The organism is uncultured Albimonas sp. (genome assembly GCF_963977235.1).
Taxonomy (GTDB): domain Bacteria; phylum Pseudomonadota; class Alphaproteobacteria; order Rhodobacterales; family Rhodobacteraceae; genus Albimonas.
Map to the genome: position 1 here is coordinate 1 of NZ_CAXBOD010000094.1, position 11,581 is coordinate 11,581.

Genomic DNA, 11,581 nt, shown 5'->3' on the forward strand with positions numbered 1-11,581 from the left:
GCCCCGCTGCGCGGGGTCGCTGCGCGATCCCTGACCGGAGGGGGCGAGTCGCTCCTGCCGGCATCCGCGAGAGACGGCTCCGGAGAACAGGCGCTTTGCGAGGCGTGTCGGGCGTCGCGCGGGGCGACGAGGACCGCCCCGGACCTTGCAGGTCCGGGGCGGTCGGTTCGCGTGGCAGGGCGGCGGCGGCTCAGTTGACGCCGTCGAGGAGGCGGCGGGCGATGACCTGGGCCTGGATCTCGGCTGCGCCCTCGAAGATGTTGAGGATGCGCGCGTCGCACAGGACCCGGCTGATCGGGTATTCCAGCGCGAAGCCGTTGCCGCCGTGGATCTGCACGCCGTTGTCCGCGCAGGCCCAGGCGACGCGGGCGCCGAGCAGCTTGGCCATGCCCGCTTCCAGGTCGCAGCGGCGGCCCTCGTCCTTCTCGCGCGCGGAGTGGTAGCTGAGCTGACGCGCCACCATGATCTCGACCGCCATCAGCGCGAGCTTGTCGTAGACGCGCGGGAACTCGACGATCGAGCGGCCGAACTGCTTGCGGTCCTCGGCGTATTTCAGCGCGATCTCCATCGCGTTCTGCGCCACGCCCACGGCGCGGGCGGCGGTCTGGATGCGCGCGCCCTCGAAGGTCTTCATCAGCTGCTTGAAGCCCTGGCCTTCGGCCCCGCCCAGCAGGTTCTCGCCCTTCACCACGAAGCCGTCGAAGCCGAGCTCGTATTCCTTCATGCCGCGATAGCCGAGCACCTCGATCTCGCCGCCGGTCATGCCCTCGGCCGGGAACGGGTTGGCGTCGTCGCCGCGCGGCTTTTCGGCGAGGAACATCGACAGGCCCGAGTAGTTCGAGGTGTCAGGGTCGGTGCGCGCCAGCAGGGTCATCACGTCGGCGCGGGCGGCGTGGGTGATCCAGGTCTTGTTGCCGGTGATCTTCCAGTCGTCGCCGTCCCTCACCGCGCGGGTGCGCAGCGAGCCGAGGTCCGAGCCGGTGTTGGGCTCGGTGAACACCGCCGTCGGCAGGATCTCGGCCGAGGCGATGGCGGGCAGCCACTTGTCCTTCTGCGCCTGGGTGCCGCCGTTGAGGATCAGCTCGGCCGCGATCTCGGAACGCGTGCCGAGCGAGCCCACGCCGATGTAGCCGCGCGAGAGTTCCTCGGAGACCACGCACATCGCGGTCTTGCCGAGGCCCGAGCCGCCGTATTCCTCGGGCACCGTCAGGCCGAAGACGCCCATCTCGCCCATCTCCTGCACCAGCGGCATGGGGATGAACTCGTCCTTCAGATGCCATTCATGGGCGTAGGGCAGCACCTTCTCGTCCGCGAAGCGGCGGAACTGGTCGCGGATCATCTCGAAGTCGTCGTCCAGCCCGCAGTCGCCGTAGGTCGAGGCGCCGGCGCGCTCGCGCATGATCTGCACCAGGCGGTGGCGGGCGGCGTCGGTGTTGCCCCCAGCGACCAGCGCCGAGACCGAGGCGTCGGAGGCCAGCGCCAGTCCCTCGGCGGCCAGCCCCAGGTCCGCAAGGCGCGCGAACTCATTCTGGCTCATCATGATTCCGCCAGCAAGCTGAGTGAGATACTCGCCAAAGCTGATCTGGAGGAGGAGCTTCTCGATTTCGCCGAACTTGCCCTGCTCGGTCAGGCGGACGGACCAGGCCTGCATCTGGCGCAGCGACTCGGCGTAGGTGGCGATCCAGCTCAGCGCATGGGCGGCGTGCTGCTCGCGCTCCATCAGTTCGGCCGAGACCTTGCCATCCACGCTCACCCGCTCGCGCAGCGCCCGGCGGGAGCTCATCAGGATGTCCTCGACCGCCGGCATGGCCTGGGCGCACAGCGTCTCGAGATCGGCGAGAATCGGCTCGGGCGTGGGGATCGCGGTCGCTTCGTTCATCTTGGAACCTCTCCGGTCGGCGGTCGGCCGGGGAGGGAGGTCCGGGGCCGGCCGCGAGGCGCGCGCAGGGGTTGCTGCATCGCGGAATCTGTCACGTTTCGCGCGCGGACGCTAGATAAGCGCCGCCGACGGGTCAATGCCCGCGCAAGATCGTTTCGCCACGACAGGGGGTCGCAGGCGGTATCTTGCGCGAAATTCCGGACGAGGCCGGCCCGCGCGCGGACACACCCTGTGCATACGCGCGCGCAGACCTCGCGGACCACCTGTCGCCCGCGCGCGGGCGGTGCTATGGGCGCCGACATGGACTTCGCAGGACTGATCGCCGACCACGGGTCGGCCGCGCTGGCGGCGGCGCTGGTGGGAATGCTCGCGGCGGGCTTCGCCAAGGGCGTGGTGGGCTTTGCGCTGCCGATGATCGCGATCTCGTCGATCGGCTCGGTGCTGCCGGCGCCGCTGGCGGTGGCGGCGATCATCCTGCCGGCGGTCGTGACCAACATCTGGCAGACCTTCCGCCAGGGGCTGAACGCCGCCTGGGCGAGCCTGCGGCGGTTCTGGCTGCTCAATCTGGTGATGTTCGGCGCCATTGCGGTGACCGCGCAGCTGATCATGGTGATCCCCGAGCAGGCGCTGTTCGGCATCCTGGGCGTGGGGGTCTGCGGCTTCGCGGCGATCCAGCTGCTGGGCTGGCGCCCGGCCGCGCCGCCCCGGCGCTGGCTGAAGCCGGTCGAAGCCGGGGTGGCGCTGGTGGCGGGGTTCTTCGGGGGGCTCTCGGGCGTGTGGGGGCCGCCGATCCTGCTCTATCTGACCGCGCTCGAGCTGCCCAAGACCGACATGGTGCGCGCGCAGGGGGTGAGCTTCCTGCTGGGCTCGCTGATCCTGGTGATCTCGCACCTGCGCTCGGGGCTGCTGCTGGGCGAGGGGGGGGCGATCTCGGTCGTCATGGTCGCGCCGGCAATGGCGGGGATGGCGCTGGGGCTGGCGGTGCAGGACCGGCTCGACCAGCAGAAGTTCCGCCGGGCGACGCTGATCGTGCTGGTGATCGCCGGGCTGAACCTGGTGCGGCGGGCGCTGGCGGGCTGAGCCGGGGGCGGCGAGGCGCATTGAAATGCGCCCTACGGCCCGGATTTTCCAACGCGGCGCTGGCGGCCGAGGCCCCGGGTCAAGCCCGGGGCGCGCCTGCGTTGCGGGCGACGGCGAGCCGGGCGACCCGGTGGGGGTCCGCGCGGGTCAGCCGAAGAGGAAGTCGGCCTCGGTCAGCTCGGCGGGGCTGATGTGGCGCAGGGTGACGGTGGCGGCGCCGTCGATCGTCACCTCGGCGTGATCGCCGACCCCGCGGATCGAGAGGTCGTCGAAGTCCAGCGTCCCGCGCGATGAGATGCGGATCAGGTCGCGCCCGTCCTGGAAATCGCGGATCACGTCGTCGCCCGCGCCCTTCCAGAACACGAACACGTCCTCGCCCTGCCCGCCGCGCAGCTTGTCGTCGCCGCGGCCGCCGTTGAGCCGGTCGTCGTCGTGACCGCCGTTGAGGTTGTCCCGGCCCCGGCCGCCCTGCAGGACGTCGTCCTCGCCCCCGCCCTTGAGCACGTCGCGCCCGCGGCCGCCCTTGACCAGGTCGTCGGAGCGGAAGCCGTTGAGGGTGTCGTCCTCGCGTGAGCCCAGCAGGCGGTCCTCCTCCTGCAGGATCAGGCGGAAGAACTTGCGGCTGTCGCCCTCGAGCTGCATCGCCTGGAAGGGCGCGCGCACCGGGCGGGCAAAGTCGAAGAGGGCGAAGTGCTCGGTCCCCTCGGCCTGGACCGAGACGGCGCGCAGGGTGCCGCTCGGCTCCCAGCCGTAGGGGTGCCAGATGGCGCCGAAATAGGCGATGTGGTCGAGGTCGCCGCCAAAGCGCACCACCTCGTTGCTGATGACGGTCCGGTCGTTGTGGCGGACGTCGTAACGGTTCATGTCCAGCGCATGATACGCGCGCAAGATCGCCATCGGCGGGTCCCTCTTCGAAGTCCCGGGCGGCCCGCGCGGCGTCGTCGTCGCGCCTTTGCTGCGGAGCCAAGGGGTTGCGCGATCATGTGAAGATCACCGCGCAGCCCGGCTCAACCCCGCGTCGCTCCGATCGCTCGGGTTTCGTTCAGGTGTGGGCGGCGCGCGACAACTTCGCAGCGGCGCCGCCCCGGCCCGACGCGGCCGGCCTACGCGGCCCGCGGGCGGGCGCCGGGGACCGGCAGCGGGCTGCGCAACGCGGCGCCGCCCTCGAGCCGGGGGGCGAGGGCCGCGGCCACCGCCGCCTCGGCCGAGGTCGGGACATGGCCCGGCAGCAGCGCGGCCAGGCGCGGGTCCTCGAGCCGATGCGGCGCGGTCCAGAGGTAGCGCATCTCGAGGATCTCGCGTCCCAGCGGCCAGAAGGGCGAGGCGAGCCGCGCGCCCCACCACGGGAACGGCCGCGGCGCCAGAACGCGGCCGGCGGCGCGGGAGGTCAGGGCCAGCAGCTCGGCCCCGGTCAGGGCGTGGCCGGGGTGGTTGAAGGCCGCGAAGGGGGCGAGATCCGCGCGCCGCGCCGCAAGCCCCGCGGCGATGGCGGCGAAGTCGGGCAGGAACGACCAGGCGTGCACCTGGTTGAGCGGGCCGGGGTAGACGAAGCGTCCGCGCTCGATCCCGGCGGTCATGTGGCTGTCGAACCAGTTGCCCGCGATCTCGGTGTCGAGGAAATCGCCCCCCCGCAGGACGATGCAGCGGATCTCGCCGGCCTCGGCGGCCGCGCGCAGGCGCATCTCCTGCTCGGCCCGCAGGCGGCCCTTGCGGGTGTCGGGACGGTAGGGCGTCTCGGGCGTGGTCCGCGCGGGGATCGCCGAGCCGTAGCCGTAGACGTTGCCGGGGTGGAGAAGCGTGGCGCCGGTGGCGCGGGCGGCGGCGAGCAGCGCCCGCGTCGCGCGGGGCAGTTCGCTCGACCAGGCGGGATAGGGCGCGTTGAGCGCGTTGACGATGACGTCCGCGCCCTGCGCCGCGCGGGTCAGGGCGGCGGGGTCGAGCGCGTCGCCGGCCAGCGGCTCGGCGTTCTCGAAGCCCCGCGCGCCGGAGCGGGTGAGGGCGCGCACCCGCCAGCCGGCCTCGGCGAAGGCTGCGGTGGCGTGGCGGCCGAAGCGGCCGCGGGCGCCGGCGATCAGGACGGTTCCGGGGGTGGTCATGGCGGGATCTCCTGCGGGTCCGGGATGGCGACAGGGAGAAACTGGGGTATTCTTTCCCGAGGCGGAAGCCGCACAATTGGATGGGAGCCATTCAAAAATGGATGACCTGGACTGGGCGGAACTGCAGGCGCTGCTGGCGGTGGCGCGCGCAGGCTCGCTGTCGGGCGCGGCGCGGGCGGGGTCCCTGAGCCAGCCCACCCTCTCGCGCCGGCTGGCGGCGCTGGAGGGGCGGCTGGGCGAGGTGTTGCTCGAGCGGGGGGCCGGCGGCGCCCGGCTGACCGACGCGGGGCGCGAGGCGCTGGCCCGGGCCGAGGAGATGGAGGCGGCCGCCCACCGGTTGTCGCGCTCGGCCGCGGGGCGGGCGAAGGGGGTCTCGGGCGTGGTGCGGGTGACCGCCAGCCGGGTGGTGGCGACCTACCTGCTGCCCGGCGCGCTGACCGAGCTGCTGGAGGCGGAGCCGGCGCTCGAGATCGAGCTGGTCGCCTCGGACGACAGCGCCAACCTGCTGCGGCGGGAGGCGGACGTGGCGGTGCGCATGTATCGCCCCGCGCAGGCCGACCTGGTGACGCGCAAGGCCGCTGAGATGGCGCTGGGGCTGTTCGCCTCGCCGATCTACCTGGCAAGGCACGGCGCGCCGCGCACGGTGGAGGAGCTCGCCTCGCACCGGGTGGTGGGGTTCGACCGCTCCGAGCTGATGGTCAAGGGGTTCGCGAAGGCGGGCTTCCCCCTGCCCCGCCGCTTCTTCCGCCTGCGCACCGACGACCAGGTCGCCTATTGGGAGGCGGTGGCGGCGGGCGCGGGGATCGGGGTCGGACAGAAGCCGGTGGCGGCCCTCGACCCGCGGGTGCGCGCGGTGCTGCCGGGGGCGGAGCTGGGCGCCCTGCCGGTCTGGCTGACGGCGCATGCGGACCTGAGGGGCTCGGCCCGGGTGCGGCGGGTCTTCGATCACCTGGCCGAGACGCTGCCCCGCCTGGCGCGCGGGGTGGTCCCCGGGCCGGCTGCGCGCGAGGCGACAGGCGGAAATGCGCCCGCAGGCGCGACGGATCGGCCCTGATCGCATGGCTGCGTCTTGTCCCGGCCGCCCCGCAGGGTAAAATAGGGGGTGAGAGACGCGACGGGCCGCGACGGCCCGGGAGGGGGCGGCCGCGACTGCGGCGCCGCCCCTGTCCGCGGCTCCGCGTCGTGGCCGCGAGGGCCGGGGCGCCGGCGCCGCGTGAAAGCCATGGAGAACGTCATGTCCTGGACCGACGAGCGGGTCGAGCTGCTCAAGTCCATGTGGGGCGAGGGCAAGAGCGCCAGCCAGATCGCCAAGGCGCTGGGCGGCGTGACCCGCAACGCCGTGATCGGCAAGGTCCATCGCCTGGGCCTGTCGAACCGTACGGCCGCCCCCAAGACCGGCGGCAAGGAGGAGGACGCGGCCCCCGCGCCCGCCGCCGCCGCCGCCGCCGCGCCAAGGCCGGCCCCCGCGCCCGAGCCCGCCCCGCGTCCGACCGCGGCCGCGGCCCCCGAGCCCGAGCCTGCGCCTCGTCCGGCCCCCGCGCCCCAGCCGGCCCCCGCGCCGCGCGCCGCCGCGCCGGTCCCCGAGGAGCCGGTCGAGCGTCCCGCCCCGCGCGCCTTCGCGCCGACGCCTCACAACGGTCCGCAACCGCCCCAGGTCTCGGAAGTCTCCGAGGAGGCGCGCCGGAACCTCGAGGAGGTCGAGAAGAAGGCCAAGCGGCTGAACCTGCTGCAGCTGACCGAGCGCACCTGCAAGTGGCCGATCGGCGACCCGGCGACGGACGACTTCTTCTTCTGCGGCCTGCCCGCGATCGGCGGCAAGCCCTACTGCGAGGCGCATGTCCAGGTCGCCTTCCAGCCGATGAGCGCCCGGCGCGACCGCTCCCGCTCCCGCTGACCCCTTGCGGAGAGGCCGCCGCCGCGGCCTCTCCGGCGCCCCGCTCTTCAGCCCTGCGGGTGAGGGAGACAGGGCAGAACGCTTCCATCCTCTCCCCATCTCCCGTGCGCGGCGCCGTCCCCACGAAGGCGCCGCGTCGACGGTTGCGCCCGGTTCTCGCGTCGGGCGCGCGGCGCATGGCAGGCGGAGACGCCTGGCCCGACGGTCGCGGGACGGAGACGGAGGCTCCAGGCGCCCCCGTCGCCCCGGCGCCGCGAGCCTGACGCCGGGCATCGCGGACCAGCGGTCGCGGCGCCTGCGACCGCGAAGCCCGACCCGCCCTGCGGGAGGGTCGCCGTGCCCGGCAAAGCGGTCCGCGGCTGGCGGTCTTCGAGTCACTCGAAAAGCAGGACGTGTGTCGGGGGAGCGCCGCGACGACAGCTGCGCCCGGCCCGACCGTCAGGCGCGCGGCGCGTGGCGACCGGGACGCCTGGCGCGACGGCCGCGGCACGGAGACGGCGGTCCCGGGGGCAACGCTCGCGCCGCGCCGCGGGCAGACCGCGCGCAATCCGCGCGAGGTCGACGCGGCGCCCCCGCCAAGGGCGGGCCTCCGCGAAACGGCCGGCGTCGCGACGGGGAAACGGCCGGCTTCCCGACGGGCGACGACGCGGAAGAACTGCGGCGAGCGGAGCGAGAGGCGCCCGGCGGACGTCAGGGCTCGGCGGTCGCGTCGATCTCGGCGCCGCGGATCATCCACCAGGTGGCGGAGGCGACGTGGCGGGCCTGATCGCCGATCCGTTCGAGGTCCTTGGCGATGAACAGCCGGCGGGCGCCGGGAACCACCTGGTCGGCGCCCTCGCCCATGCGCGACAGCAGGGTGCGGGTCAGGGATTCGTAGTGGGCGTCGAGCTCGCCGTCGCGCCGCCAGACCGCAAGGGCGGCCTCGGCGTCGCGCGCCTGGTGGGCGGAAATCGCGCAGGACAGCTGCGCCAGCGCCCGCAGGCCGAACCGACGCAGCGCCGCATCCATGTCGTCGCCGAGCGCCGGGGTCGCGCTTGCGGCGGAAGGCGCCTCGGCCCGCAGGCGAGCCGCTCCCTCGGCCAGGTTGGCCGAGAGGTCGCCGCTGCGCGCAAGCGCGGCCAGCGCCCGCAGCGCGGCGAGCAACTGGCGCAGATCGGCCCCCATCGGCTGGCGGAGGGCGACGAGCGAGGCCGCGCGGTCGGTCGCCTCGCGCGCCAGAAGGCGCTGGCGGTCGCGCAGCTCGCGCACCTCGGCCGCCTCGCCGAGCCCCCCGCGCAGCAGCAGGGGCAGCGCGGCCGAGAGCAGCTCCTCGGCCATGCCGCCCACGCGCGCGGTCTGGGCGGCGACCTGGCGCAGGTCGTCGTCAAAGGAGGTGACCGTGTGGCGGCGCCCGGGCCGCGCCTCCTGCGGGCGGTCGGGCCGCAGGGGGTCGGGGTGCTGAAACATGACTTCCGGCGAAAACGCTGACGTTTCGTCACGTTACAGGCGAAGCATGACACGCGTGTGTCGCCCGGAAGCGGAACGCGCCGGATCCGGAGGTTTTTCTGCGCACAGTCCCGGACGCCGGGCGGCGGCGGGCGCAGACCCTGCGCCCGGGCAGACTGTGATGACCCCAGGGATCGGGGACCAGGGCGAGCCCGGCGCGACGCCGGCCCTTGGGGAGCGGTCAGCCGGCCGGCGCGTCGGCGGAGGCGCGCGGAGGGACGTCCGCGGCGCCGGGCTCGGCCGGGAGCCAGAGGGTGAAGCTCGCGCCCTCGCCGGGCGCGCTCTCGACCGTGAGCTCGCCGCGGTGGCGGGACATGATGTGCTTGACGATGGCCAGCCCCAGTCCCGTGCCCCCCTGGTTGCGCGAGCGGCGCACCGAGACGCGGTAGAAGCGTTCGGTCAGGCGGGGGAGATGCTCGCGCGGGATGCCTTCGCCATGGTCGCGCACCGTCAGGCCGGTCATGCCCGGATGGCTGGGCGAGGGCGCGGCGGGCCTGATCTCGACCGGACCCTCCCCGTATTTCATGCCGTTTTCCAGCAGGTTGCCGATCGCCTGGATCAGCTGGTCACGGTCGCCGCGCACATAGGGACCGTGAGCGGGGGCCAGCAGGCGTATCTCGACCCCGCGCTCGTCGGCGACCGGACCCAGCGCCTCGGCCGTCTCGCGGGCGATCTCGCCGAGGTCCTGGCGCTCGGTCGGGGCGACATGCTCGTTGAGCTCGATGCGGTTGAGCGACAGGAGGTCGTCGACCAGGCGCTGCATCCGCCCGGCCTGGGCCTGCATGATGCCCAGGAACCGCTCCTGCGCGTCGGGGTCGTCGCGGGCGGGGCCCTGCAGGGTCTCGATGAAGCCGCGGATCGAGGCGAGGGGGGTGCGCAGCTCATGACTGGCGTTGGCGATGAAATCGGTGCGCATCCGCTCGATTCGCAGGTCCTGGGTGCGCTCGGTGAACAGGCACAGCACGTGGCGGCGGCGGACGCGGGCGCCCTCGTCGGGCCGCGAGGCGCCGTCGACATGGGCGCGGATCACCCGGTTGCGGTCGCCGTGCAGGGTGAAGTCGAAGCTGCGCGGCGGGCCGCCGGCCTGCGCCTCGGCCAGCGCATCGAGGAAATCGGGGGCGCGGAAGGACATCGAGTGATGCTCGCCCACGCGCAGCCGCTCGAACAGGGAGCGGGCGGCGGGGTTGGCGTACTCGATCAGCCCGGCCGGGTCGATCAGCAGCAGCGGGAACGGCAGCCGGTCGAGCGCGGCGCGCCCGAGGCCGGGTTCGAGCCCCGCGCTCCGCGGCGCCGGCGGGGCGACGGCGTCGGGCGCGTCGGGGATGCGCAGGGCGAAGGCGAAGAGGGCGGCGCCGAACAGGCCCGCGGCCGCCTGCCCCGGCGCGGGCGCGCCCAGGGCGCCGGCGGCCGCGGCGGCGGCGAGGGCGGCTGCGGCGACGGCGATTCGGCGGGCGGTCTCGCCGCGGAGGGGCATCGGCGTCCTTTCGGGCTTTCGGGCTTTCGGACTGGCGCGGCGCGGAAGGGCGGCCTGGGGGTCACGTCCCGATACCATGCGTCGCGGACAGGGCGAAGACGCTTTGCCTTCATCGCCTCGTCACATATCTAGAGCGCGACGGGCCCGGGGATGGCCCGCCCGAGTTCCGGGGAACGCCGAGCCATGATCCGCTACACCCTGCGCTGCGCCGAAGGGCACGAGTTCGAGAGCTGGTTCCAGTCGGCCGAGGCCTTCGACAAGGTGAAGGCCGCGGGCGGTCTTGCCTGCGCGATATGCGGCAACGCCCAGGTGGCCAAGTCGCTGATGGCGCCCTCGCTCGCCGCCGGGGCCAAGCCGCGCCCCGAGCCTGCCGCGAGCCCCGAAACGGCGCCGATGCTCTCTGCCCCCAACAGCCCGCTGGAAGCGGCGATGAAGGCGCTGCGCGAGCGGGTCGAGGCCTCGGCCGAGAACGTGGGGCGCGACTTCGCCAGAATGGCCCGGCAGATGCACGACGGCCAGGTCGAGGACCGCCCGATCTACGGCGAGGCCACCCGCCAGGAGGCGCAGGAGCTGGTCGAGGACGGCGTGCCGGTGGCCCCCCTGCCCTGGCGCTCGGGCCGCGACAACTGAGCGGCGGCCGAGGGGGCGCGCGCCCTCCCCTGAACTCCCGAAAGGTTGGCCCTGGCGCGGGCGGTGGACAACCGCCGCGCCGGCGCGGAAGCTCCCCCGGCCAGAGGCAAGGGAGGAGACGGCCATGCATGTCCTGATCACCGGAGGATCGCGCGGGATCGGCGCGGCGACCGCGCGGCTGTGCGCGGCGCGCGGCTGGGACGTGACGGTGAACTACGTCTCGAATGCAGAGGCCGCCGCGGCGGTGGTGGCCGAGGTCGAGGCCGCCGGCGCGCGCGGCCTCGCGGTGCAGGCCGACATCGGCGAGATCGGCGCGGCCGAGACCCTGTTCGACGCGGCAGAGGCGGCGTTGGGCCCGGTGACCGGGTTTGTGAACAACGCCGGCATCGTCGCCAAGGCCTCGATGCTGGCGGAGATGGAGCCCGCCCGGGTGAAGCGGATGATCGACGTGAACGTCACCGGCGCGATCCTGGCGCTGCGCGAGGCGGCGCGGCGGATGCCGACGGACCGAGGGGGAGCGGGCGGCTCGATCGTCAACATCTCCTCGGCGGCCTCGAGGCTGGGGGGGCCTGCGACCTACGTGGACTATGCGGCCTCGAAAGGGGCGATCGACACGCTGACGCTGGGCATGGCTCAGGAGCTGGCGCGCAGCGGGGTGCGGGTGAACTGCGTGCGGCCGGGGATTGTGGAGACCGACATCCACATGGACAGCCACGGGTTCGACCGCGCGGCGAGCGCAGGGCCGAGCCTGCCGATGGGTCGGGCCGGACGCGCCCACGAGATTGCGGAGGCGATCGTGTGGCTGCTGTCGGATGCGGCCTCCTATACGTCCGGGGCGATGCTGGACGTAGCGGGCGCGCGCTGAAACCAAGGCCAATCCGGGAAGGTCTGGAGGGGCGCCGCGTCGACTGGCGCGCCTGTAAGGAAGGCTCGGCTCGCGGCGCCTGGCGGGCGGGGCGCCTGGGGCGACGGGCTCGGGCGGACGGCGCGCCGAGATAGGCAAGCGACGCCTCCGGCGGGCTCCTGACCCACCCAAGAACAGG

10 protein-coding genes are annotated in these 11,581 nt (G+C 73.9%); 5 read left to right on the forward strand and 5 right to left on the reverse strand.

The window, feature by feature from the left end:
• Nucleotides 1–190 precede the first annotated feature (190 nt).
• Nucleotides 191–1,879: an acyl-CoA dehydrogenase family protein gene (locus tag AAC134_RS22510; protein ID WP_339951816.1), complete on the reverse strand. Its 1,689-nt coding sequence runs from the start codon at nt 1,877–1,879 to the stop codon at nt 191–193.
• A 300-nt stretch (nt 1,880–2,179) separates the two neighbouring features.
• Between AAC134_RS22510 and AAC134_RS22515 the strand changes: the two genes are divergently transcribed.
• On the forward strand, nt 2,180–2,959 hold the full coding sequence (locus tag AAC134_RS22515) for a sulfite exporter TauE/SafE family protein (protein ID WP_339951818.1): 780 nt from the start codon (nt 2,180–2,182) through the stop codon (nt 2,957–2,959).
• A gap of 147 nt (nt 2,960–3,106) precedes the next feature.
• On the opposite strand, the gene AAC134_RS22520 is transcribed toward AAC134_RS22515, so the two are convergent.
• Nucleotides 3,107–3,856 (reverse strand): hypothetical protein, encoded by a 750-nt coding sequence (locus AAC134_RS22520; protein WP_339951820.1) that lies wholly within the window; start codon nt 3,854–3,856, stop codon nt 3,107–3,109.
• Between the two features lie 206 nt (nt 3,857–4,062).
• Complete coding sequence (locus AAC134_RS22525) at nt 4,063–5,055, reverse strand: NAD-dependent epimerase/dehydratase family protein (RefSeq protein ID WP_339951822.1); 993 nt, start codon at nt 5,053–5,055, stop codon at nt 4,063–4,065.
• A 97-nt stretch (nt 5,056–5,152) separates the two neighbouring features.
• Here AAC134_RS22525 and AAC134_RS22530 point away from each other — a divergent pair, with 97 nt between their 5' ends.
• Nucleotides 5,153–6,109 (forward strand): LysR family transcriptional regulator, encoded by a 957-nt coding sequence (locus tag AAC134_RS22530; RefSeq protein WP_339951824.1) that lies wholly within the window; start codon nt 5,153–5,155, stop codon nt 6,107–6,109.
• A 180-nt stretch (nt 6,110–6,289) separates the two neighbouring features.
• Nucleotides 6,290–6,949, forward strand: coding sequence for a GcrA family cell cycle regulator (locus AAC134_RS22535; protein ID WP_339951826.1), 660 nt, complete (start codon nt 6,290–6,292; stop codon nt 6,947–6,949).
• A gap of 690 nt (nt 6,950–7,639) precedes the next feature.
• Here AAC134_RS22535 and AAC134_RS22540 read toward each other — a convergent pair.
• Nucleotides 7,640–8,395, reverse strand: coding sequence for a phosphate uptake regulator PhoU (locus AAC134_RS22540; protein WP_339951828.1), 756 nt, complete (start codon nt 8,393–8,395; stop codon nt 7,640–7,642).
• Nucleotides 8,396–8,615: 220 nt separating this feature from the next.
• Nucleotides 8,616–9,908 (reverse strand): ATP-binding protein, encoded by a 1,293-nt coding sequence (locus tag AAC134_RS22545; protein WP_339951830.1) that lies wholly within the window; start codon nt 9,906–9,908, stop codon nt 8,616–8,618.
• Nucleotides 9,909–10,091: 183 nt separating this feature from the next.
• On the opposite strand from AAC134_RS22545, the gene AAC134_RS22550 reads away from it, so the two are divergent.
• Complete coding sequence (locus AAC134_RS22550; RefSeq protein ID WP_339951832.1) at nt 10,092–10,538, forward strand: DUF1178 family protein; 447 nt, start codon at nt 10,092–10,094, stop codon at nt 10,536–10,538.
• A gap of 124 nt (nt 10,539–10,662) precedes the next feature.
• Complete coding sequence (locus AAC134_RS22555; protein WP_339951834.1) at nt 10,663–11,403, forward strand: SDR family oxidoreductase; 741 nt, start codon at nt 10,663–10,665, stop codon at nt 11,401–11,403.
• Nucleotides 11,404–11,581 lie beyond the last annotated feature (178 nt).

Excerpts from the sequence above, each read along its gene's own strand:
- AAC134_RS22555 (WP_339951834.1), top strand. The coding sequence starts at position 10,663 with ATGCATGTCCTGATCACCGGAGGATCGCGCGGGATCGGCGCGGCGACC.
- AAC134_RS22510 (WP_339951816.1), bottom strand. The coding sequence starts at position 1,879 with ATGAACGAAGCGACCGCGATCCCCACGCCCGAGCCGATTCTCGCCGAT.
- AAC134_RS22515 (WP_339951818.1), top strand. The coding sequence starts at position 2,180 with ATGGACTTCGCAGGACTGATCGCCGACCACGGGTCGGCCGCGCTGGCG.
- AAC134_RS22540 (WP_339951828.1), bottom strand. The coding sequence starts at position 8,395 with ATGTTTCAGCACCCCGACCCCCTGCGGCCCGACCGCCCGCAGGAGGCG.
- AAC134_RS22545 (WP_339951830.1), bottom strand. The coding sequence starts at position 9,908 with ATGCCCCTCCGCGGCGAGACCGCCCGCCGAATCGCCGTCGCCGCAGCC.
- AAC134_RS22535 (WP_339951826.1), top strand. The coding sequence starts at position 6,290 with ATGTCCTGGACCGACGAGCGGGTCGAGCTGCTCAAGTCCATGTGGGGC.
- AAC134_RS22520 (WP_339951820.1), bottom strand. The coding sequence starts at position 3,856 with ATGGCGATCTTGCGCGCGTATCATGCGCTGGACATGAACCGTTACGAC.
- AAC134_RS22525 (WP_339951822.1), bottom strand. The coding sequence starts at position 5,055 with ATGACCACCCCCGGAACCGTCCTGATCGCCGGCGCCCGCGGCCGCTTC.
- AAC134_RS22530 (WP_339951824.1), top strand. The coding sequence starts at position 5,153 with ATGGATGACCTGGACTGGGCGGAACTGCAGGCGCTGCTGGCGGTGGCG.
- AAC134_RS22550 (WP_339951832.1), top strand. The coding sequence starts at position 10,092 with ATGATCCGCTACACCCTGCGCTGCGCCGAAGGGCACGAGTTCGAGAGC.